The following is a 22,259-nucleotide window of genomic DNA, read 5'->3' on the forward strand; positions in this document are numbered from 1 at the left end:
CCTGCGTTCCCCTAGACCGGCGCCGGCGAGTCGGAGGCATCCAGCGCCGCCGCAAGCCGCTTCTCTTCATTGTAGTAGCGCGCACGCTCCCAGAAGCGCGGCCGGCCGATGCCGGTCGAGCGGTGCTTGCCGATGATCTTGCCGTTGGCATCTTCCCCGACCACGTCGTAGAGGAAGATATCCTGGGTGATGATGGTGTCGCCTTCCATGCCCATCACCTCGGTGATGTGGGTGATGCGGCGCGAACCGTCGCGCAGGCGCGCGGCCTGCACGATGATGTCGACCGAGGCGCAGATCATCTCGCGAATGGTGCGCGAGGGAAGCGAGAAGCCGCCCATGGTGATCATCGATTCGCAGCGCGACAGCGCTTCGCGAGGATTGTTGGCGTGCAGCGTGCCCATCGAGCCGTCATGGCCGGTGTTCATCGCCTGCAACAGATCGAACGCTTCGGGTCCGCGGACTTCGCCGACGATGATGCGCTCGGGGCGCATACGCAGGCAGTTGCGGACCAGTTCACGCATCGTGACCTGGCCCTCGCCCTCGATGTTCGGCGGCCGGGTTTCCAGCCGCACCACGTGCGGCTGCTGCAGCTGAAGTTCGGCGGCGTCTTCGCAGGTGATGATGCGCTCGTCGTGCTCGATATAGTTGGTCAGGCAGTTCAGCAGCGTGGTCTTGCCCGAGCCGGTGCCGCCCGAGATGATCACGTTGCAGCGGACACGGCCGATGATCTGCAGGATGGTCGCCCCGTCCGGCGTGATCGCGCCGAACTTGACGAGCTGCTCCAGCGTCAGCTTGTCCTTCTTGAATTTACGAATGGTGAGCGCGGGCCCGTCGATCGCCAGCGGCGGCACGATGGCGTTGACGCGCGAGCCGTCGGCGAGGCGGGCGTCGCAGATCGGCGAGGATTCGTCGACGCGCCGGCCGACCTGGCTGACGATGCGCTGGCAGATGTTGAGCAGCTGCTGGTTGTCGCGAAAGCGGATGCCGGTGCGCTGGATCTTGCCGGCGACTTCGATGAACACGGTGCCGGCGCCGTTGACCATGATGTCGGCGATGTCGTCGCGCGACAATAGCGGCTCCAGCGGTCCGTAGCCGAGCACGTCGTTGCAGATGTCGTCGAGCAGCTCTTCCTGCTCGGCGATCGACATCACGATGTTCTTGATCGCGATGATCTCGTTGACGATGTCGCGGATTTCCTCGCGCGCCGACTCGCTGTCCAGCTTGGCGAGCTGGGCAAGGTCGATCGCCTCGATCAGGGCGCCGAAGATCGTCGCCTTGACCTGGTAGTAGTTGTCCGAGCGGCGGGCTTCGACGGCGGGAGCAGGCGGTGGCTTGGCCGGGGCCAGCGGCGGCGACGATATCGTCGGGGCGGCGGACTCGCGCGCCATCGGCGACGAGCCGGCAGGCTCCGGCGTCTGAAAGGCGGGCTTGAGTGCCCGCATATCCCCATCGTTTCCGCTACGCTTACCAAACACGACGTCTTGACTCCACGCGGACCACTATTTGGACCGCAGCTTTTCGAGCAGGGGCGACAGGAAGGACCCCCTCGGCTTCTTGGTCTCGCCGCGGCCTGTCAGCCGCTGCGCCATCTGCAGAAACATCTCGACTGCGCGGTGATTGGCCGAGATTTCCGCGATCATCTGGCCGTTGTTGGCGGCCGAACCGAAGATCTGCGGATCGAACGGGATGGCGGCGATCGGCGGGCTTTCGATCGCCTTGGCGAATTCGCCCGCCGCGATCTCCGGCCGCTTCGGCACGCCGACCTGGTTCAGGCAGTACAGCGGCGCGCGGTCGTTAGGCCGCGACGCCTTCAAGAGGTCGAACATGTTCTTGGCGTTGCGCAGGTTGGCGAGGTCGGGCGCCGCCACGATCAGGATGTCGTCGGCCGCGATCAGCGCGCGCTTGGTCCAGCCGGACCATTGGTGCGGCACGTCGAGCACGATGCAGGGCATCGTGGTGCGCAGCGTGTCGAAGATCGCATCGAACGCTTCGGCGCCGAAATCGTAGACCTTGTCGAGCGTGGCCGGCGCCGCCAGCAGGCTCAGATGGTCGGTGCATTTCGACAGCAGGCGGTCGACGAAGGCGGTATCGACGCGGTCCGGCGAAAACACCGCATCCGCGATGCCTTGCGCCGGGTCCTGGTTGTAGTTGAGGCCGGCGGTGCCGAATGCAAGGTCGAGATCGGCCACGACGGAATCCAGCGCCAGATCGCGGGCGATCGCCCAAGCGATATTGTGGGCGATCGTCGAGGCACCGACGCCGCCCTTCGCGCCGACGACGGCGACGACGCGGCCGACTGCCTTGGCTTCCGGCGCCGAGAACAGGTTGCAGACCGCGCGCACCACGTCGATCGCATGAGCCGGCGCAATCACGTAGTCGCTGACGCCGCGGCGCACCAGCTCGCGATACAGCGTGACGTCGTTGACCCGGCCGATCACGACCACCCGCGTGCCGGCGTCGCACACCGTGGCGAGCTGGTCGAGCCCCGCCAGGATGTCGCTGCGGCCCTCGGTCTCGAGAATGATGACATTAGGCGTCGGCGCCGAGCGATAGGCCTCGATGGCAGCCGCCATGCCGCCCATCTGGATCTTGAGGTGGGCCTTGGCCAGCCGGCGATCCTCGCCCGCCGACTGTACGGCGGCAGCGGTCTCGACCGTCTCGCAGAACGCCTGGACCGAGACCCGCGGCGCCGGAGCAATATGGTCGTCCACGGCCTGCGGCGGGGCGTCCGTCTGCTCTTCGGAGTTTTGCTGCGCGTAGGTGATCATTTTCCTGTGTCGCTTAGCTTGGCCCTGTCGGACTCGGGATACGTCGTGGCGGTGGTGGTGCCCTTGCGATATTTGTCGAAGGCGATATTGCGGCGCGACGTGTAGGCAGGGGTCTCCGCGCGCGGCTGCACGAGGTCAGTCGGGTCTTCGACCATGGCTGCGAGGTTGCGCTGATTGGCGCAGCCGAAATTGTAGTATTGCTTGTTCTGGATGTAGGAACCGTTATGCATCGACGGGCCGAGATCTTCCGGCCAGATGCCGCACGGCCCGGCCTCCGCCTTCATCTTTGGATAGTTCACACGGATCGCAGGCATGAGGCGCGGATTCTCGGGATGGTATTTGCGCACGAGGATCCCGCGCGGCGGCACGCCGGCGGCGGCGAAGGTCGCCTGGATCTCGCGCAACGATTCCTGCGCGGGCCGGGCGTTCGGCGTGTCGGCGGGAACGTCGATGGTGACGGCGCCGGTGCCCTCGCGCATCCAGTCCTGCGCCATCCCCATCACCTCGGCGCGCTGCTCCGCGGTCAGGCCGCCGCGGCTGCGGCCGACGAAGACCACGATCGAGCGATCGGCCTCGGTCACGGCGATCGGGTGACGCTGGCGATAGTCGGCCGGCGAGTCCACCATCGCGAAACTGTTGTCGGCAGCGTGCTGGCAGGCGCCGAGCGTCATGGCAAGGCCGACGAGCACTCCGGCGAGACCGGCGGTGCGCTTGTAATCGGCGGATGTTCTGGGTGTGGTCTGTGTCATCGTCCGCCTCAGTCGGTAATAAAGCCGTAGGTGCCGCGGTAATTCCGCGCCGGCTCGGTGCGGCCAGGCACACCGTAGACGCGATTGATGCTGCCGAGCAGATCGGCCTGCGGATCGGACGCGTTGGCGAAGCCGTCATCCGGACGCGACAGGTCCTTCTGCGCCACGGCGCGAACGACATAGGGCGTCACCAGAACCATCAGTTCGGTCTGGTTGTTGACGAAGTCGCGGCTGCGGAACAGCGTGCCGAGCACGGGCAGCGACGCCAGCCCGGGAAGGCCGTTGATCGCCTGCTTGGTCTGGTCCTGGATCAGGCCGGCCATGGCCATCGAGCCGCCCGAGGGAATTTCCAGCGTGGTCTCGGCGCGCCGGGTCTTGATCGATGGGATCGTCGTTCCACCCGCGCCGCCGGTCAGCGCGTTTTCGGTCGAGACTTCTGACACTTCCGTCATCACGCGCAGACTGATGCGCCCTTCGGTCAGCACCACCGGCGTGAAGTTGAGCGAAATGCCGAACTTCTTGAAGCTGACGGTCTGGACGCAATTCCCGATCGCGCCCGTCGACGAGGTCTGACAGGTCACGCCGGTCGGAATTGGAAACTCGCCGCCCGAGATGAAGGTCGCCGATTCGCCCGATATCGCGGTCAGGTTCGGTTCGGCGAGCGTCCGCACGACACCGGCGCTTTCCATGGCGCGGATCGTTGCCGACACCGACGATCCGAACGACGTGGTGAGATTGTTGCCGGACACCAGCGGTGAGCTGTTCGCGGTGAACGGGTTGCTGTTGGCGAATTTGACCACGGTCGTGCCGTAGTTGAGGTTTGCCGTGAGGTCGATGCCGAGCTGCTTGATCAGGCTGCGCGCGACTTCTGCAACCGTGACCTTCAGCATCACCTGGTCGCGGCCGCGAACGGTGATGGAGTTCACGACCTTGTCGGGGCCGCCGACCAGCCGCGTGGCGATGTCGCCGGCCTGCTGTGCGTCGATCGGGCTCGCTGCGCTTCCGCTCAGCATTACGCCGTCGCCGACGCCCTCGATCTGGATATCGGAATTCGGCAGTGCTGCACGCAGCGCGGCGCGCACGCCGTTGAGGTCGCGCTTGACGGCGATGTCATAGGCCGCGATCTGCTGGCCGGCGGCGTCGAAGAACACGATGTTGGTCTGGCCGACGGTCGCGCCGATGATGTAGGCGCGTTGCGCCGAGCGAACCACGGCATTGGCGATCTTGGGATCGGCGACCAGCACGTCCTTGATGTCCCTGGGCAGGTCGATGACGATCGATTTGCCGACGCCGAGCGAGAGGAAGCGGGCATTCATCTGGCCGCCATCGGCCGATGCGGCGGGGGCAGGCGCGGCGCGGTAATCGCTCGCCACCACCGGTGTCAGCGCCGGATTGAGCGTGAGCGCCGCGACGGCCGAGAACGACAATGCGCGGACCATGAAGGCCCGCATCGTCCGTTGAGTTGCCCCGCCCTTCATCACGTGTGTCCTCATGGTCACTTCTGCATCGTCGCCTGGTTGGCAACGCCAAAGCGGATGACGTTGATCGTGTCACCGCGCCTCTGCCGGTTGTCGTCGGTCTTGGTTTCGGGCGCGTTGTTGTCGGCGATGCTGCGCAGCGCCAGCGACAGGACGCCGCTCTGGCGCGCGCGCGCCAGCGTCTCGGTCTGTTCGGGCTTCAGCTCCAGCGTCACCGTCTTGCCGATCAGTGCGTTGGTGCCGTCCTTTTCCTTCGGCGCCTGGTCGATCGCGAGCACGCGGACGTTGGTCAGGATCACCTCGGAGTTGACGATGTCGGCGCCGCTGCGGTCCGGATTCTTGTCCCGCTTCGACAGCAGGACGTCGACCCGGTCGTTCGGCAGGATGAAGCCGCCGGCGCCGGTCTCGGGCGAGATTTCGGTCGATACCGCCCGCATGCCGGTCGGCAGGATCGCGGCCATGAAGCCGCTGCCGTCGGCCTTGACGAGCTTCTGCTCGCGAATCGGTTCGCCCTGGATGAACGGGGCGCGCGCGATCGAACCGGTCACGTCCTTGATCGCTTCGGCGTTGCTGTCCCTGCGCATGAAGCTGGCGCTGGCGGTTGCCGCCGGCCAGGTCTGCCATTGCAAATCTTCGGGCTTCACGGCCTGGCCGAGGCCGATGTCGGTTTTCGCGACCAGGATGTCGACGGTGGGCAGCTGCGCGACCGGCGGAGCCGGCGCCGGCTTGTCGTCGCTTCCGCTCGCCAAATAGAGCGCCGCAAGGCCGGCGCAGCCTGCGATTGCCAGGACCAGAATGCGGGCCTTATCCATTACGCTTCACTTTCCACATGACGCCGCGACGCTGCCGCCGCCGTGATGGGAGTTGACCAGCTATTCGTCAAAGCATGGTTAATGAGGCGTATCTAAATCGCCTTAACGGGCGGTTACCGCTGCTTTCTCAGCGCATGGCGAAGTGCGCGAGATCGATCGTCTTGATCCAGTCCGTCTCGGGATAGATCAGCAGGGCGCCGAGGGCGAGTGCGATGCCGTAGGGAATTCCGGTCTGCTTGTCGTGCAGCCGGCTGAGCCAGGCCTGGTTCGCGAGCGCATAGGGCAACGGCCATTGCCGGAGCTGCAGCAGCAGCACCGTCAGCGCGCCGCCGAACAGCGACGCGAAGACCAGATAGGGGAGCAGATGCTCGAACCCGAACCACAGGCCGGCCGCGGCCGCGACCTTGGCGTCTCCGCCACCGACCCAGCCCATCGCAAACATGCCGAATGCCACCACCAGAACCAGCGCGCCCGCGCCGGCATGGTTGAGGATCTCGTGCACGCCCATCCCGGTCAGCGGCGCCAGGACGAAGAAGCCGGCCGCCAGCGCCAGCGAGATCCGGTTCGGGATCGTCATGGTCAGGAGATCGCTCGCCGCCGCAAAGGCCATCAGGGCCGGAAACAGCATCAAGCGTGCGATGTCGAGGATCATGGATTCATGCCGTCAAGCTGGAGCTGCGGTCGAGACCCGACGCTAGCGGCCAATGGTGAACAATCGGGAAAGGTCGGCCGTGGTCGCCATCAAGGCGCCGACGGCCGGTCCGCCAAATAGCAAAGGTCCCGGGGGTGCCGGGACCTTTGATGCGAGTTCCTGGGAACCGGATTACTTCAGCGAGCTGGCGACCGTGTTGAAGGTGCCCGAGAGCTTGGTGCCGACGCCGTTGACGGCAGCGATGATCGCGATGGCGATACCGGTGGCGATCAGGCCGTATTCGATGGCGGTCGCGCCCGATTCATCCTTCACGAAGCGCGAGACGAGGTTCTTCATAAATAGCTCCTGTGTACACGTGGCTGGTCGAACTAGGTTTGGTCTCGTCGGCGTTCTCAGCACCGTGACCATTGCGGCACCCTACGGTTCGACAATTTCGGCGCAGTTAATTTGATCGTATAAACACAGCGGGAACCCGCAGTTGTTGCGCACAGTAAATTTGGAATTAAGCGGTCCGCTAAGATTGCAGATTGTTGCCGGGGCCCGCTATCGGCACCTGTTCACGGCTCCTTAAGCGCACATCTATACCCATGGGGCTTCCGTCAGATGAGGCCGTCATGCCCAGCCTTCCCTTTGAAGTCATCGAGATGATCGGCCAGACGATGATGAAGGTGGTGCCGATCACGATCGCGCTGGCGCTGTTCTTCACGGTGCTCACTCATTTCTGGGCCTGCAATCCCGGCAAGCCGTGGTGGCAGAAGCGTGAGCTGGTCACCGACATCTGCTACTGGTTCTTCGTGCCGGTGTTCGCCCGCGTGCTGCGGATCGGTCTCCTGGTGGTGGGCGCAGCCGTGGTGTTCAACGTTCACGACGCCGACGATCTGATCGCGTTCTACGAGAACGGACATGGCCCTCTGGCGCAGCTTCCGCTCTGGCTGCAGTCCATTATCTTCCTCGTCGCCTCCGATTTCATGCTGTACTGGCTGCACCGGATGTTCCATGGCGGCGGCTTCTGGAAGTACCACGCCATTCATCACTCTTCCGAGGACCTTGAATGGATCTCGGCGGCACGCTTCCATCCGGTCAATCTTCTGATCGGCACGATCACTGTCGATGTGATCCTGCTGATGGCGGGCATCTCGCCGAACATCATGCTGTGGGTCGGCCCGGTCACCACTTTCCATTCGGCATTCGTGCACGCCAACCTTAACTGGACGCTCGGCCCGTTCAAATACGTGATCGCGACGCCGGTGTTTCACCGCTGGCATCACACCGGGCTCGAGGACGGCGGCGACACCAATTTCGCGGGCACGTTTCCGCTCTGGGATATTCTGTTCGGAACGTTCCGGATGCCCGAAGGCAAGCTTCCGGAAGATTACGGTGTCGATGCCGAGCAGGGCGTGCCGTCCGAGATCGGCGGACAGTTGGCCTATCCGTTCCGGCAATGACGCCGCCAGCCGGCCGGTGCGATCATGAGCGCTGAGACCGCGACCTTCCCGCGCGCGAAAACCTCCGTGTTCGCCGAGCTTCCAGCCTGGTTCTGGATGGCGTGCGGCGTCTATGCGCTGCTGCTGTTCGTCGGCGACAGGCTGCTCGCCGATTCCGACACCTACTGGCAGATTGCCGTCGGCCGCTGGATCCTCGACCATCGCACGCTGCCGTCTGTCGACATCTACTCGTTCACCAAGGCCGGTGAGCCGTGGGTGTCGTCGTCCTGGCTGGCGCAGGTTCTGTTCGCGAAGACCTATGACCTCGCCGGGTGGACCGGTCCGGCGGCGCTGGCGGCCGTCTGCGCCGCTGCCAGCTTCGCGCTGCTCACCGCCATCCTCAGCCGCGCGTTGCCGACGATCTACGCGAGCCTGATCGCCCTTGCGGCGCTGGTTCTGACCTGCGGGCACCTGCTGGCCCGTCCGCATGTGCTGGCGATGCCCATCATGATCGTCTGGGCGAACGGCCTGATGACCGCCAGCGAACGCCGCGAGGCGCCCTCGTTCTGGCTGCTGCCGCTGATCGCGCTGTGGGCCAATCTGCACGGCGGCTTCCTGTTTGGTTTGGTGCTGGCCGGCGCATTTGCGCTCGATGCGATGTGGAATGCCTTGCCGGCTCAAAGGTCGGCGCTGGCGCTGCGCTGGGGGGCGTTCGGCATCGGCGCACTGGCTGCGTGCTGCGTGACCCCTTATGGCTGGGGCTCGATCCTCGCCTCGCTCAGGATTCTCGGCCTCGGTGAATTGTTGCATCTCATCGCGGAGTGGAGGCCGGTGACGTTCGGCGAGATCGACCCGTTTGGACTATCGATCCTCGGCCTGCTCGGCGCTGCGCTCTATTGCGGGGCGAGGTTGCCGCTGCCGCGAATCATCCTGGTGCTGGGCTTGCTGCATATGGCGCTGTCCCATGTCAGAAATCTCGAGCTGCTCGCCCTGCTGCTGCCGCTGGCCGTGCTGACGCCGGTCGCCACCCAGTTCAGGCTGCGTGCCGCCAGCGCCGTCCGCCCGAGAGTTGCTCCGGCCGCAATCCTTATCGTCGGGCTTTGCGCGTGGACCGCAGTCGTTGCCGCGCGCCAGGTGATATCGCCACCGCCGATCTATTCGCCGGCTGCCGCCGTCGACGCGATGAAGGCGCACAACGTCAAGCGCGTGCTCAACGATCTGCAGTTCGGCGGCTACCTGATCTGGCGTCAGATGCCGGTGTTCATTGACGGGCGCGCCGAGCTCTACGGCGAGGCGTTCGGCATGAGCCTGGCCCGCGCGCTCCAGCTCAAGGACGTCAACGGTTTCCTCAATCTGCTCGCGACCCATGACATCGATGCGGTGATGCTCGATCCGACCACGCCGGCGTCCAAATTGCTGGATCACATCGGAGGATGGCAGCGCCTCTACGCCGATGAGCACGTGGTCGTTCACGTCCGCGCCGCCAGTTGAAGCCGCCGCGGCTCTTAAGCTTGCCTCAGCGCACCGCTTCCCACCCAATGGCGGGACGAGGGGATCGGCGACCGGATAGTCCTCCGCGAGGTAGCGGACGGTTGGCCGATCTGCTCGGGAAGTCGTGACATCCGCGCAATTCGGCGGTCGATCTTTGCTCTTCCTAAATGAATTGCCGTCAGATTTGCCAGCGTCGGGCGCCGGTCCGCAGCGTATCGTCTTTGCCGGCCAGTTAACGTCCCGGGGTAGAGTATGTCGTTTCAGTCCCAGCGTATTCGCGCCGTCACGCGCATTGGTTTCATCTCGATGGCCGCAGCCATGCTGCTGGGGCCCGCACTCGCAACGGCAGCGCCGGATCCCGATCGGATCGCGGTCAACGTCGATCAGGCCAAGCTCGTCAGGCTGCCCGGCGGCATCGCCACGATCGTGGTCGGTAATCCCCTGATCGCCGACGTCACCCTGCAGAATGGCGGGGTTGTCGTGGTCACCGGCAAGGGTTATGGCGCGACCAATTTCATCGCACTCGACCGCTCCGGCCAGGTGCTGGTGGATCGCCAGATCCAGGTCGAAGGTCCGTCCGACCAGCTGGTCACCGTCTATCGCGGCATCGATCGCGAGACCTATAGCTGCATGCCGGTTTGTCAGCGCCGCATCACCCTCGGCGACGGCGACGCCTATTTCAAGACGACGATGGAACAGGCCGGTACGCTCAACAATCAGGCCTCCGGCTCGGGCGGCGGCGCGAAGCCGCAGAACTGACGTGCGTCCGCTCGGGCGCTTCACACGCCGGGGCCTTGGCCGCAGGCGGTTCGCCCGACATGCTTAATCAAGGCCTAACGGATCGGGTCGCTCGGTCTCGATCCGGCGAAATACTTCGACAATGACTCTTCGGTAGTTGTTGCCACCATGTTGATCCGGGGTCGTTGATGCCGCTGCCCGCTCATTCTTTTGCGCGCCTCCTCCGTCGCTTTCGCCGAAACCGCCGTGGTGTGACCGCGGTCGAATTCGCGTTGGTCGCGCCGCTGTTTTTCGCGTTGCTTTTTGCGATCATCGAAGTGGCACTGATCTTCTTTGCCAGCCAGGTGCTTGAGACGGCGACGCAGGATTCGTCCCGCTTCATCATGACCGGCCAGGCCCAGGGCGCGAGCTATACCCAGGCGCAGTTCAAGGCCTACGTCTGTGGCCGGGTCACCAATGCGCTGTTCGACTGCAACAACGGCATCTATGTCGACGTCCGCAGCTATCCGTCTGCGACAGGCTTCAGCAGCGTCAACATCACGCCGATCTCCGATCCTACCCAGGTGAAATGGTGTCCCGGCAAGGACGGCGACGTCGTGGTGGTCCGGCTGTTCTATCAATGGCAGCTGTTTGTCACCCAGCTCGGCTTCAACGCCTCGAATCTCCCCGGTGGCAAACGGCTCCTGATCGCGACCGCGACATTCAAGAACGAGCCATCCGGAACCGCAGGGACCACATGCTCATGAGCAAGGTCGTGAAAACCCTGTCTGCGGCCTTGCTGCGCTCAGTTGCTGCTCTCGCGCGTGACCGCCGGGGCCTCGCCGCCGTCGAGTTCGCTTTCGTCATGCCGCTGATGCTGGTGATGTTCTTCGGCACCGTTGAATTTTCATCCGGTGTCGCGGTCGACCGCAAGGTAACGCTGATGGCGCGCGCCGCGTCAGATCTCACCTCGCAGGCGACGCAGGTGGTGGATACCGACCTGCAAAATTTCTTCAGCGCCAGCGTCGGCATCATGACGCCCTACGATCCGTCACCGACCAAGGTCACGCTGTCGGAAATCTACGTCGATAACTCCAACATCGCGCACATACAGTGGAGCAAGGCGGGGGTGATGAGTGCGGGTGCCACGCAGGCGACGCTGACGGCCTCGACGCGCAGCCAAGGTGACATCGTGACAAGCGTCGTTCCGTCGGCGCTGCTGGTTGCAGGCACCTATCTGATCTTCAGCGAAGTGAGCTACAAATACGTTCCGACGATCGGCTATGTGATGGCCAAGACCGGCATCAATCTCGCCGACGTTGCCTTCACGCGGCCGCGGCAGTCGGTTTGCGTGTTCTATGCCCCGACCTCCGCCACCATGCCGACGACCTGCTCGACTTACTAGAGCGCTTCGGGCGAAGTGGCTACCGCTTCGCGTGAAGAAAATGCTCGACGCAGCGCTGCCATAGACGCGATCCAGACAAAAAGGGCCGCACCCGGAGGTGCGGCCCTTGATGCTATGACGGCAATTTCCCGGAGCTTCGCGCTCCCGGAAATCGGCTTATCCAGCGGCGCGCAGATTGTCGGCCGAGGATTTGCCGGAACGGCGGTCAGCAACGATCTCGTAGGAGATCTTCTGGCCTTCACGCAGAGTGCCAAGGCCGGCGCGCTCGACTGCACTGATGTGCACGAACACGTCGTTCCCGCCTTCATCCGGCTGGATGAAGCCGTAGCCCTTGGTCGCGTTAAACCACTTCACGGTTCCCATGCTCACGTGGGTAGTCCCTTCTCAGATATACAAGTTCAAGACCCGCTTGTCGGCGGGGTGGTGAGATCGAATTTTTGGAAGGGTCGTCAGCGTCTGAACCGGCTGTACCGGTATTGGCTAATGTCGTCCGGCCGAAAATCGATGGGTAGGATATTATTCGATAGAAGGGCTCAAAACAATCCTGACGTGCGCGATTTTTTGGCCGGCGGAGCCGCCGGCCAATTGTTGCGCAGGACATCAGGACGTCATGCGCGCAACAGTTGCAGTGCGCCTGTTATCGGCGGCGGAACTGACCGCCGCGCTGCGCGCCGCCCCGCGGCGGACCGCCGGGTGCGCCACTCGGGCGTTCGTCCTTGTGCCGGAAAATCAGGCGACCCTTTTCGAGATCGTAGGGCGACATTTCGATCGTGACGCGGTCGCCGGCCAGCGTCTTGATGCGGTTTTTCTTCATCTTGCCGGCGGTGTAGGCGACGATCTCGTGTCCGGCATCGAGTTGCACCCGGTAGCGAGCGTCGGGGAGGATTTCGGTCACCAGTCCTTCGAACTGGATCAGCTCTTCCTTAGCCATATGGTTCTCCAGATCGAGCGACGGCTAGTGCTTCGGTCGGTTGTTGCGGTTGGGTTGCGGATTCGGCCGGCTCTCGCGATGCAAGAAGGCGACGCCCTGAATGCCTTCGCTGCTGCCGGCCTGCGACGGACGCGGCGACTCGCCCCGGCTCGTCTGCGGCGCGCCATTATTACCACCTCCGCGGCGGCGGCGGCGAGGCCCTTTTGCACTCGGAGCGGGCTCATTCCCACGGACATTATGCGCGCGCGGCGCAGAGCGGCCGCCCCGATGCGGGTGGGGGGCCTGCGCCGGCGCGGCGGCCTCGCGGCTGCCCTGCGTACGGCGGTCTTCCCGCGGCACGGTAATCCGGATCAGCCGCTCGATATCGCGCAGATAGCCCATCTCCTCGGCACCGGCGACCAGCGAGATCGCGATGCCGTCGGCGCCGGCCCGCGCGGTGCGGCCGATGCGGTGGACGTAGGTTTCCGGGATGTTGGGCAGGTCAAAGTTCACGACATGGCTGACGCCGTCGACGTCGATGCCGCGGGCGGCGATGTCGGTCGCCACCAGCGTGCGGATCTCGCCGGAGCGGAATGCCGCCAGCGTGCGCTCGCGGTGGTTCTGCGACTTGTTGCCGTGGATCGCATTGGCCTCGATGCCGGCCTTGGCAAGGCTCTTCACCACCTTGTCGGCGCCGTGCTTGGTGCGGGTAAACACCAGGGCACGATTGACCTGCTCCTGCTTCAGGAGCTGGGCGAGAACCGTCGGCTTGGCCGCGAAATCGACCTGGATCGCCCGCTGGGCGATGCGATCCACCGTCGAGGCCACCGGCGTCACCGCCACGCGGGCGGGGTCGCGCAGCATCGCCTCGGCGAGCTCGGCGATGTCCTTGGGCATGGTGGCCGAGAAGAACAGAGTCTGCCGCCGGATCGGCAACTTGGCGACGATTTTGCGGATGTCGTTGATGAAGCCCATGTCGAGCATGCGGTCGGCTTCATCGAGCACCAGGAACTCGACCTGGTTGAGCTTCAGCCCGTTGCTCTGCACGAGGTCGAGCAGACGGCCGGGGGTGGCGACCAGCACCTCGACGCCCTGCATCAGGGAACGGACCTGGCGGCCCATCGGCACGCCGCCGATGGCGAGGGTCGAGGACAGCCGGACGTGGCGGCCATAGGTGTTGAAGCTGTCGAGGATCTGCCCGGACAGTTCGCGGGTCGGCGAGAGCACCAGCACGCGGCAGCTCTTGGGCTGCGGGCGGATGCGGTTCTCGAGCAGCCGGTGCAGGATCGGCAGCGCGAAGGACGCGGTCTTGCCGGTTCCGGTCTGGGCGATGCCGACGACGTCGCGGCCGGCGAGTGCGAGCGGGATGGTCTGGGCTTGGATGGGGGTTGGCGTGAGATAGTTTTCTTCTCGAAGCGCGCGGGCGATGGGATCGGCGAGGCCGAAATCCTGAAAGGAGGTCAAAAGGTGGTTCTTTCCATAAAAGCCTTCATCGTCCCGGCCAGTATCGGCCGGAATCGCATGAAGGCATTCGGGGACACCCGCGTGTCTGGGGCGTCAAGCTGGGTTAGCTGAAAGGCGAGCCAGAAGCCGCTTGGGGCGGCTTGAACACGCAGCTCGCGAAGGCACCGCGATGTCGCGGGCATGGCGAGGATATGGACCAGGAACTGGGCGGTTTCAAGATGATATCGTCGGGATTGGTACGCCGAATGCGCCGAACCATCGCGCAAACTGTCACAAATCGGTGCCGGAAATTTAGCCAAGAAGGCAATTTTGCCTACAAAATAACCTGATTGCTCTTCCGGCAGTCAAGTTGACGGCTCAATGATTGGGCAATCGGTTTCCGTATTCGCCCGGAACTCATGAAATTATCCAGTTGGTTCATCGGCTTACGGTGTCCACACACCGTGGCACAGTTCTTGCGATTCCCTTAACCGCAGGCGGCCAAGCGGCCGTTCGCAAGCGTTCCACGCCTGCGTCAGGGAGACGACATTTCATGCTTACTCAGCTTACTCACAAAATAACGACGATGACCCGCCGCCGCGCGCTCGCGGCGATCGCCGGCCTGGTTTTGGGTCTGGCTGCGTCCTCGCCGTTCGCGCCCGCCCAAGCGGCCGACGACACCATCAAGATTGGTATTCTTCACTCGCTGTCGGGCACCATGGCCATCAGCGAAACCACGCTGAAGGACACGATCCTTTTCCTGATCGACGAGCAGAACAAGAAGGGCGGCGTACTCGGCAAGAAGCTCGAGGCCGTCGTGGTCGACCCCGCATCGAACTGGCCGCTGTTTGCCGAAAAGGCCCGCGAACTGATCACCAAGGACAAGGTTGCGGTCGTGTTCGGCTGCTGGACCTCGGTGTCGCGCAAGTCCGTGCTGCCGGTGTTCAAGGAGCTCAACAACATCCTGTTCTACCCGGTGCAGTATGAAGGCGAAGAGTCCGAGCGCAACGTGTTCTACACGGGTGCTGCGCCGAACCAGCAGGCGATCCCCGCCGTCGACTATCTGATGAAGGAAGAAAAGGTGAAGCGCTGGGTGCTGGCCGGCACCGACTACGTCTATCCGCGCACCACCAACAAGATCCTGGAAGCCTATCTGAAGTCGAAGGGCGTCGCCCAGGACGACATCATGATCAACTACACGCCGTTCGGTCACTCCGACTGGCAGACGATCGTGGCCGACATCAAGAAGTTCGGCTCGGCCGGCAAGAAGACCGCCGTGGTCTCCACCATCAACGGCGACGCCAACGTTCCGTTCTACAAGGAGCTCGGCAACCAGGGCATCAAGGCGACCGACATTCCGGTGGTCGCGTTCTCGGTCGGCGAAGAAGAGCTGGCCGGCATCGACACCAAGCCGCTGCTCGGCCATCTCGCCGCCTGGAACTACTTCGAGTCGATCAAGACCCCGGCGAACGAGAAGTTCATCAAGGAGTGGCAGGCCTACACCAAGAATCCGAAGCGCGTGACCAACGATCCGATGGAAGCGCACTACATCGGCTTCAACATGTGGGTGAAGGCGGTCGAGAAGGTGAAGTCGACCGATCCGGACAAGGTGATCGACGCGCTTCCCGGCACCGAGGCGCCGAACCTGACCGGCGGCACCTCGAAGATGCTGCCGAACCACCACATCACCAAGCCGGTGTTCATCGGCGAGATCAAGGGCAACGGCCAGTTCGACGTGGTCTGGAAGACCCCGGGCCTGGTGGCCGGCGATGCCTGGTCGAAGGAGCTCGAGGGCTCCAAGGACCTGATCGGCGATTGGGTCGGCAAGAAGTGCGGCAACTACAACACCAAGACCAACAAGTGCGGCGGCCAGGGCTCCTGAGCACCTGACTCGACAACGACACAACACAACCTTCCAAAACCGGAGAAGGCGGCATTGTTCGCCGCCTTCTCCTCCACTCCTGCCGGGGTACTGACGTGTTTGCCAATTGTATTGATCGCTTTCGCACTTTGTTTCTCTCGATCCTGCTGCTGAGCTGCCTTGCTGTGCCGGCGCTGGCCGGCCCGTTCGAGGATTCGGTCGCCAAATTCGCCAATGACGAGTTCTCCGACACCGAGGCTGCGATCGGCGAGATCGCCGCATCGGGCAATGCGCTGGCTTCGCCCATCATCGCAGCGTTGCAGGACGGCCGGCTGTCGGCCGATCCCGACAGCAAGAAGGTCTTCATCACGCAGGCCGACGGCAAGATCGTCGACGCCGCGACCGGCGCGGCCGTCGACAAGCTGCCCGACAGCGCCGCCGCGGTTCGCCTCAACAACCGCCTGCGCCGCACCGTGGAGGCCGCGCTCGGCGGCCTGACGCTGCTGTCGCCGGATCCGGCCAAGCGGCTGGCGGCTGCGCAGTCGGTGTTCAAGAGTCACGAGGAGAACCTGCTGCCGACGGTGGAGGGCGCGCTCGCCAAGGAGAGCGTCAAGTCGATCAAGCAGGCTTTCGCCGAGGCGCGGGCTGCCGTCATCCTGTTCAAGCCGGATGCGTCCGACAACGACAAGCTCGACGCCGTCGCCGTGGTCAAGGCGCGCGGCGACCAGGAAGCGCTGGCGCTGCTCACCGGGCTCGGCGACCAGCCGCCGCCGGTCACCAAGGCGGCGGCTGCCGCGGTCACCTCGATCCAGAGCAATCTTGCGATGTGGTCGATGGTGCAGAATGCCTGGTACGGCCTGTCGCTCGGCTCGGTGCTGCTGCTCGCCGCGATCGGGCTTGCCATCACCTTCGGCGTGATGGGCGTGATCAACATGGCGCATGGCGAGATGGTGATGCTTGGCGCCTACACCACCTTCGTGGTGCAGGAGGTGATCCGCACCCGCTATCCCGCGCTGTTCGACTATTCGCTGCTGATCGCAGTGCCGCTCGCCTTCCTGGTCGCGGGCTTGATCGGCGTCGTGATCGAGCGCACCATCATCCGCTTCCTGTACGGCCGTCCGCTGGAGACGTTGCTCGCGACCTGGGGCCTGTCGCTGGTGCTGCAGCAGGCGGTGCGCACCGCGTTCGGCCCGACCAACCGCGAGGTCGGCAACCCCTCCTGGATGAGTGGCGCCTTCGAGCTCGGCCAGATCACCATCACCTATAACCGGCTCTGGATCCTCTGCTTCACGCTCGCGGTGTTCGCCATCCTGCTCGCGATGCTGCGCTACACCGCGCTCGGCCTCGAGATGCGTGCGGTGACGCAGAACCGCCGCATGGCGGCCTCGATGGGGATCGCCACCTCGCGCGTTGACGCGCTGACCTTCGGCCTCGGCTCGGGGATCGCCGGCATTGCCGGCGTGGCGCTGTCGCAGATCGACAATGTCAGTCCGAATCTCGGCCAGAGCTACATCATCGACTCATTCATGGTCGTGGTGTTCGGCGGCGTCGGCAATCTCTGGGGCACGCTGGTCGGCGCCTTCACGCTCGGCATCGCCAACAAGTTCCTGGAGCCGGTGGCAGGTGCGGTGCTCGGCAAGATCGCGATCCTGGTGCTGATCATCCTGTTCATCCAGAAGCGGCCGCGCGGCCTGTTCGCGCTCAAGGGCCGGGCGGTGGAAGCATGACGCCGCATATCCTGACCCGCTCGCTCGACCGCGCCGCGACCGCGTTCGTCCTGCTCGTCGCCGCGGTCGGCGTGTTGATCCCGCTGTCGAACCTGCTGCTGCCGCAGGGCTCGATGTTCCAGGTACCGACCTATCTGGTGGCGCTGTGGGGCAAATATGTCTGCTACGCCATCCTCGCGCTCTCGATCGATCTGATCTGGGGCTATTGCGGCATCCTTTCGCTCGGCCACGGTGCGTTCTTCGCGCTCGGCGGCTACGCGATGGGCATGTACCTGATGCGGCAGATCGGCAGCCGCGGCGTCTACGGCAACCCGATTCTGCCCGACTTCATGGTGTTCCTGAACTGGGACAAGCTGCCCTGGTACTGGTACGGCTTCGACAAGTTCTGGGTCGCTGCGTTGATGGTGCTGCTGGTGCCGGGCCTGCTTGCCTTCTGTTTCGGCTGGCTCGCCTTCCGCTCGCGCGTCACCGGCGTCTATCTGTCGATCATCACGCAGGCGATGACCTATGCGCTGCTGCTGGCGTTCTTCCGTAACGATTTCGGCTTCGGCGGCAACAACGGTCTGACCGACTTCAAGGACATCCTCGGCTTCAACGTGCAGGCCGAAGGGACCCGTGCCGCGCTGTTCCTGCTGAGCTGTTTGGCGCTGATCATCGCCTTCCTGATCTGCCGCGCAATCGTGACCTCGAAGCTCGGCAAGGTCCTGATCGCGGTGCGCGATGCCGAAAGCCGGACCCGCTTCCTCGGTTATCGCGTCGAATCCTACAAGCTGTTCGTGTTCACGCTGTCGGCCTGCATGGCCGGCGTCGCCGGAGCGCTCTACGTGCCGCAGGTCGGTATCATCAATCCGAGCGAGTTCGCGCCCGGCAATTCGATCGAGGCGGTGATCTGGGTCGCGGTCGGCGGTCGCGGCACGCTGATCGGCGCCGCGCTCGGCGCCGTCGTGGTCAACTACGCCAAGACGTTCTTCACCTCCGGGCCGCTGGCGCCGTACTGGCTGTTCATGCTGGGCGCGCTGTTCATCCTGGTCACGCTGCTGTTGCCCAAGGGCATCGTCGGCACCTTCAATAGCTGGTGGGAGACGCGGCGCAGCGCGGCCCTTGCGGCCGACAAGGAAAGCGCCGCGCGCGAAGACGGCGTCGGCGCACCGAACCTGGCGGAGTAGGCAGATGAACGTCATGGATACCCGCGCCACTTCGGCCATGCTCTATCTCGACGGCGTGCACGTCTCGTTCGACGGTTTTCACGCCATCAACAATCTGTCGCTGACGCTCGCGCCCGGCGAGATGCGCGCGATCATCGGCCCGAACGGCGCCGGCAAGACCACGATGATGGACATCATCACCGGCAAGACCAAGCCGGACGAGGGCACCGTGTTGTTCGACGGCACCGTCGACCTGACCCGGCTCGACGAGACCCGCATCGCCGAGCTCGGCATCGGCCGCAAATTCCAGAAGCCGACGGTGTTCGAGAGCCAAACTGTGCAGGACAATTTGCTGCTCGCGCTCAATGTCGATCATTCTGTGCGCGGCACGCTGTTCTGGCGCGGCAGCAAGGCGGAGTCCGAGCGCATCGACAAGGTGCTGGAGACCATCCGCCTGACCGATGCGCGCAACCGCCTCGCCGGCAGCCTGTCGCACGGCCAGAAGCAGTGGCTCGAGATCGGCATGCTGCTGGCGCAGGACCCCAAGGTGCTGCTGGTCGACGAGCCGGTCGCCGGCATGACCGATGTCGAGACCCATCTGACTGCGGAGCTACTCAAAGAGATCAACAAGAACCACACCATCATGGTGGTCGAGCACGACATGACCTTCGTGCGCGAGCTCGGCGTCAAGGTGACCTGCCTGCACGAAGGCACGGTGCTCGCCGAAGGTTCGATCGACCAGGTGTCGTCGAACGAGCGGGTGGTCGAAGTGTATCTGGGGCGCTAGGCGATGCTGAAGATCGACAACATCAACCTCTATTACGGCGCGGCGCAGGCGCTGCGCGGCGTGTCGCTGACCGCCGAGCCGGGCAAGGTCACCTGCGTGCTCGGCCGCAACGGCGTCGGCAAGACCTCGCTGCTGCGCGCCATGGTTGGCCAGTATCCGATCGCCTCCGGTGCGATCAATTTCGACGGCAAGGACATCACCGCGTTAAAGCCCTATGAGCGGGCGCGGTGCGGCATCGGCTTCGTGCCGCAGGGCCGCGAGATCTTCCCGTTGCTGACGGTGGAGGAAAACCTCAAGACCGGATTCGGCCCGCTGAAGCGCGAGGACCGCAACATCCCCGACGACGTGTTCTCGCTCTTCCCGGTGCTGCAGACCATGCTGGGCCGCCGCGGCGGCGACCTCTCCGGCGGCCAGCAGCAGCAGCTCGCGATCGGCCGCGCGCTGGTGATGCGGCCAAAGCTCCTGCTGCTCGACGAGCCGACTGAAGGCATCCAGCCCTCGATCATCAAGGACATCGGCCGCGCGATTTCCTATCTGCGCAACCTCGGCAACATCGCAATCGTGCTGGTCGAACAATATCTCGACTTTGCCTGCGAACTCGGCGACAGTTTTGCCGTGATGGACCGGGGTGCGGTAAAGTATGCCTGCGATCGCGCAAGCCTCGATCCCGCCGAGATCAGCCGCCAGATGGCGCTGTGAAGATGGTGTGACGCCGCCGCGCGCGGCGTGAGTCAAGGGAGCGTCGGGGGAATGCGGACCGGGATCGCAGGCGCGGCAGCGGCAACGTTTGCGGCAAACCGCGCCCAGGGCGCGGTCAGGTTCGGCGTGCATCGTAAGGATGGCACCACCCGCCGCGGTGATCTCCATGAGTCAGGTTCGCTGCGCGTGCGTTTCCCGTCGCCGGAGGACGACGGCCTGTCGGCGATGTTCGTCAACACCGCCGGCGGCATTGCCGGCGGCGACCGCTTCGAGATTGCAATCGCAGCCGGCGAGGGCGCTCGCCTGACCCTGACCACGGCGGCCGCCGAAAAGGTCTATCGTGCACCGTTAGCGTTTTCGAGCGAAGTGGGTACCGGTTCGCGTGAAGAAAACGCGTCCAAACAAAATGAGGGCATGGAGCGATCCGACCGGATCGCACCATGCCCAGCGGTGGCGCGGCTCGATATCGCGCTGAAGGTCGCTGATGGCGCGCATCTCTCCTGGCTGCCGCAGGAGACCATCCTGTTCGACCGCGCCCGTATTCATCGCGGCTTCGACATCGATCTGGCCGAGGGCGCCTCGCTTTTGCTGTGCGAGATCGTGGTGTTCGGCCGTGCCGCGATGGGCGAGACCATGCGCCACGGCGAGTTCGTCGACCGCTGGCGGATGCGGCGCGGCGGCCGGCTGGTGTTTGCCGAGACCATCCGCCTCGACGGCGAGATCGGCGAGAAGCTCGCAAGGCCCGCGATCGCGCAGGGCGGCTGCGCGATCGGCACCGCGCTGATCGTGCCGGGCGACGAGGCGCTGGTCGAGCGCATCCGTGCGGCGTCTGACAGCTTCGGCGCCGAGGTCGGCATCTCCGCCTGGAATGGCTTTGCAATGGCGCGCTTCTGTGCCCAAGATGCAGCCCGGTTGCGCGCCGACATGATGACGGTGCTCGGCCGCGCCTCCTTAGTCCCGCTGCCGCGGCTGTGGCTCAACTAGACCTTTCAAGAACGATCAGAGTGCTCGCATGAATCTGTCTCCCCGCGAAAAGGACAAGCTCCTGGTTTCGATGGCGGCCATGGTGGCGCGCCGCCGGCTTGAGCGTGGCGTCAAGCTGAACCATCCCGAAGCGGTGGCGCTGATCACCGATTATATCGTCGAGGGCGCGCGCGACGGCCGCACCGTCGCCGAGCTGATGCAGGCCGGCGCGAAGGTCCTGACCCGCGCGCAGGTGATGGATGGCATCCCGGAGATGATCCACGACATCCAGGTCGAAGCGACATTTCCCGACGGCACCAAGCTCGTCACCGTGCACGAACCGATCCGATAGGAGCGCGACATGATCCCCGGCGAACTCTTCATCAAGGACGGCGAGATCGAGCTCAATGCCGGCCGCAAGACCGTGACGCTGTCGGTCGCCAACACCGGCGACCGCCCGATCCAGGTCGGCTCGCACTATCATTTCTTCGAGACCAACCCGGCGCTGAAATTCGACCGTAAGAAAGCCCGCGGCATGCGCCTCGACATCGCCGCCGGCACCGCCGTCCGCTTCGAACCCGGCCAGACCCGCGACGTCCACCTTGTGGCACTCGCCGGCAAGCGCGTGATCTACGGTTTTCGAGCCGAGGTGAAGGGGAAGTTGTAGGCCCGATGCTTCCCGCGCTACGCATGGTCTCCGAAGCTGCCGAGCTTGCTGCGCACCGTCACAACGGCATGGCGCGCAAGGGGCGGGGGAACGAGCCGTACATCAATCATCTGGCCGAGGTCGCGAACCTGCTGGCGCAGGTGACCGATGGTGCCGATGCCGAGCTGGTGGCGGCCGGCTGGCTGCACGACACCATCGAGGACACCGAGACCACGCGCGAGGAACTCGCGGAGAAATTCAGCGAACGCGTTGCCGCGCTGGTGGTCGAATGCACCGACGACATGAGCCTGCCAAAGGCCGTGCGCCGGCAAAAGCAGATCGAGGACGCTTCGCACAAGTCGCCCGGCGCAAAGCTGATCAAGACCGCCGACAAGGTCAGCAATATCGGCGCGCGGATCGTGCCGCATCCAAACAACGACGAGCGCGACGATCTCGCCGACTATGCGGCCTGGGCCGACAAGGTCGTTGCCGGTTGCCGGGGGATCAATCCGCGGCTCGACCGCATTTTCGACGACACCATTGCGCGCGCCAAGGCCGCGCTGGCTGAAACTGGGGGCTGAT

General features: G+C 64.5%; 24 protein-coding genes. 14 read left to right on the plus strand and 10 right to left on the minus strand.

The window, feature by feature from the left end:
• Positions 1-11: 11 nt before the first annotated feature.
• From AAFG13_RS30655 to AAFG13_RS30685, 7 genes are all read right to left on the minus strand, one after another.
• Positions 12-1,475 (minus strand): CpaF family protein, encoded by a 1,464-nt coding sequence (locus AAFG13_RS30655; protein WP_342709132.1) that lies wholly within the window; start codon positions 1,473-1,475, stop codon positions 12-14.
• A gap of 24 nt (positions 1,476-1,499) precedes the next feature.
• Entirely contained in the window at positions 1,500-2,768 is a 1,269-nt protein-coding gene (locus AAFG13_RS30660; RefSeq protein ID WP_176528876.1) for an AAA family ATPase, read from the minus strand.
• Positions 2,765-3,517: a CpaD family pilus assembly protein gene (locus tag AAFG13_RS30665; RefSeq protein WP_212314253.1), complete on the minus strand. Its 753-nt coding sequence runs from the start codon at positions 3,515-3,517 to the stop codon at positions 2,765-2,767. Before AAFG13_RS30665 ends, AAFG13_RS30660 begins: the two co-directional genes overlap by 4 nt.
• Before the next feature lie 8 nt (positions 3,518-3,525).
• On the minus strand, positions 3,526-4,995 hold the full coding sequence (locus AAFG13_RS30670) for a type II and III secretion system protein family protein (protein WP_342713431.1): 1,470 nt from the start codon (positions 4,993-4,995) through the stop codon (positions 3,526-3,528).
• A gap of 17 nt (positions 4,996-5,012) precedes the next feature.
• Positions 5,013-5,807 (minus strand): Flp pilus assembly protein CpaB, encoded by a 795-nt coding sequence (cpaB, locus tag AAFG13_RS30675; protein ID WP_212314252.1) that lies wholly within the window; start codon positions 5,805-5,807, stop codon positions 5,013-5,015.
• 127 nt (positions 5,808-5,934) lie between these two features.
• Positions 5,935-6,459, minus strand: coding sequence for a prepilin peptidase (locus tag AAFG13_RS30680; protein WP_092119029.1), 525 nt, complete (start codon positions 6,457-6,459; stop codon positions 5,935-5,937).
• A 171-nt stretch (positions 6,460-6,630) separates the two neighbouring features.
• Complete coding sequence (locus AAFG13_RS30685; RefSeq protein WP_173643703.1) at positions 6,631-6,795, minus strand: Flp family type IVb pilin; 165 nt, start codon at positions 6,793-6,795, stop codon at positions 6,631-6,633.
• Positions 6,796-7,073: 278 nt separating this feature from the next.
• On the opposite strand from AAFG13_RS30685, the gene AAFG13_RS30690 reads away from it, so the two are divergent.
• The 5 genes from AAFG13_RS30690 (at position 7,074) to AAFG13_RS30710 (ending at position 11,496) form a co-directional block, all read left to right on the plus strand.
• Positions 7,074-7,904: a sterol desaturase family protein gene (locus tag AAFG13_RS30690; protein ID WP_212314251.1), complete on the plus strand. Its 831-nt coding sequence runs from the start codon at positions 7,074-7,076 to the stop codon at positions 7,902-7,904.
• A 24-nt stretch (positions 7,905-7,928) separates the two neighbouring features.
• Positions 7,929-9,374 carry a hypothetical protein gene (locus AAFG13_RS30695; RefSeq protein WP_342709133.1) on the plus strand — a complete coding sequence of 482 codons (1,446 nt, stop codon included), beginning with the start codon at positions 7,929-7,931 and terminating at the stop codon, positions 9,372-9,374.
• Positions 9,375-9,626: 252 nt separating this feature from the next.
• Positions 9,627-10,133 carry a pilus assembly protein N-terminal domain-containing protein gene (locus AAFG13_RS30700; protein WP_212314249.1) on the plus strand — a complete coding sequence of 169 codons (507 nt, stop codon included), beginning with the start codon at positions 9,627-9,629 and terminating at the stop codon, positions 10,131-10,133.
• Between the two features lie 167 nt (positions 10,134-10,300).
• Entirely contained in the window at positions 10,301-10,858 is a 558-nt protein-coding gene (locus tag AAFG13_RS30705; RefSeq protein ID WP_212314248.1) for a TadE/TadG family type IV pilus assembly protein, read from the plus strand.
• Positions 10,849-11,496 carry a TadE/TadG family type IV pilus assembly protein gene (locus AAFG13_RS30710; RefSeq protein WP_312011541.1) on the plus strand — a complete coding sequence of 216 codons (648 nt, stop codon included), beginning with the start codon at positions 10,849-10,851 and terminating at the stop codon, positions 11,494-11,496. The genes AAFG13_RS30705 and AAFG13_RS30710 overlap by 10 nt, the downstream gene beginning before the upstream one ends.
• Before the next feature lie 156 nt (positions 11,497-11,652).
• Here the strand turns inward: AAFG13_RS30710 and AAFG13_RS30715 are convergent, their stop codons facing one another.
• The 3 genes from AAFG13_RS30715 to AAFG13_RS30725 all read right to left on the minus strand — a co-directional run bounded on the left by AAFG13_RS30715 (position 11,653) and on the right by AAFG13_RS30725 (position 13,870).
• Positions 11,653-11,865: a cold-shock protein gene (locus tag AAFG13_RS30715; RefSeq protein WP_016842648.1), complete on the minus strand. Its 213-nt coding sequence runs from the start codon at positions 11,863-11,865 to the stop codon at positions 11,653-11,655.
• Positions 11,866-12,133: 268 nt separating this feature from the next.
• Complete coding sequence (infA, locus tag AAFG13_RS30720; RefSeq protein ID WP_016842649.1) at positions 12,134-12,427, minus strand: translation initiation factor IF-1; 294 nt, start codon at positions 12,425-12,427, stop codon at positions 12,134-12,136.
• A 24-nt stretch (positions 12,428-12,451) separates the two neighbouring features.
• Entirely contained in the window at positions 12,452-13,870 is a 1,419-nt protein-coding gene (locus AAFG13_RS30725; RefSeq protein WP_342709134.1) for a DEAD/DEAH box helicase, read from the minus strand.
• A 532-nt stretch (positions 13,871-14,402) separates the two neighbouring features.
• On the opposite strand from AAFG13_RS30725, the gene urtA reads away from it, so the two are divergent.
• The 9 genes from urtA to AAFG13_RS30770 all read left to right on the plus strand — a co-directional run bounded on the left by urtA (position 14,403) and on the right by AAFG13_RS30770 (position 22,258).
• On the plus strand, positions 14,403-15,731 hold the full coding sequence (gene urtA / locus AAFG13_RS30730) for an urea ABC transporter substrate-binding protein (RefSeq protein ID WP_342709135.1): 1,329 nt from the start codon (positions 14,403-14,405) through the stop codon (positions 15,729-15,731).
• A 95-nt stretch (positions 15,732-15,826) separates the two neighbouring features.
• On the plus strand, positions 15,827-17,437 hold the full coding sequence (gene urtB / locus AAFG13_RS30735; RefSeq protein ID WP_312011540.1) for an urea ABC transporter permease subunit UrtB: 1,611 nt from the start codon (positions 15,827-15,829) through the stop codon (positions 17,435-17,437).
• On the plus strand, positions 17,434-18,603 hold the full coding sequence (urtC, locus tag AAFG13_RS30740) for an urea ABC transporter permease subunit UrtC (protein WP_092119003.1): 1,170 nt from the start codon (positions 17,434-17,436) through the stop codon (positions 18,601-18,603). The genes urtB and urtC overlap by 4 nt, the downstream gene beginning before the upstream one ends.
• 4 nt (positions 18,604-18,607) lie before the next feature.
• A complete protein-coding gene (gene urtD / locus AAFG13_RS30745; protein ID WP_050405363.1) occupies positions 18,608-19,369 on the plus strand; it encodes an urea ABC transporter ATP-binding protein UrtD in 762 nt (253 codons plus the stop codon).
• Between the two features lie 3 nt (positions 19,370-19,372).
• Complete coding sequence (gene urtE / locus AAFG13_RS30750) at positions 19,373-20,068, plus strand: urea ABC transporter ATP-binding subunit UrtE (protein WP_212314243.1); 696 nt, start codon at positions 19,373-19,375, stop codon at positions 20,066-20,068.
• A gap of 51 nt (positions 20,069-20,119) precedes the next feature.
• Positions 20,120-21,052 carry an urease accessory protein UreD gene (locus AAFG13_RS30755; RefSeq protein WP_342709136.1) on the plus strand — a complete coding sequence of 311 codons (933 nt, stop codon included), beginning with the start codon at positions 20,120-20,122 and terminating at the stop codon, positions 21,050-21,052.
• Positions 21,053-21,080: 28 nt separating this feature from the next.
• Positions 21,081-21,383 carry an urease subunit gamma gene (locus AAFG13_RS30760; protein ID WP_063695274.1) on the plus strand — a complete coding sequence of 101 codons (303 nt, stop codon included), beginning with the start codon at positions 21,081-21,083 and terminating at the stop codon, positions 21,381-21,383.
• A 9-nt stretch (positions 21,384-21,392) separates the two neighbouring features.
• On the plus strand, positions 21,393-21,698 hold the full coding sequence (locus AAFG13_RS30765) for an urease subunit beta (RefSeq protein ID WP_038387566.1): 306 nt from the start codon (positions 21,393-21,395) through the stop codon (positions 21,696-21,698).
• Positions 21,699-21,703: 5 nt separating this feature from the next.
• Entirely contained in the window at positions 21,704-22,258 is a 555-nt protein-coding gene (locus AAFG13_RS30770) for an HD domain-containing protein (RefSeq protein WP_212314228.1), read from the plus strand.
• The last annotated feature ends 1 nt before the right edge of the window (position 22,259 follow it).

The organism is Bradyrhizobium sp. B124 (assembly GCF_038967635.1).
Taxonomy (GTDB): domain Bacteria; phylum Pseudomonadota; class Alphaproteobacteria; order Rhizobiales; family Xanthobacteraceae; genus Bradyrhizobium.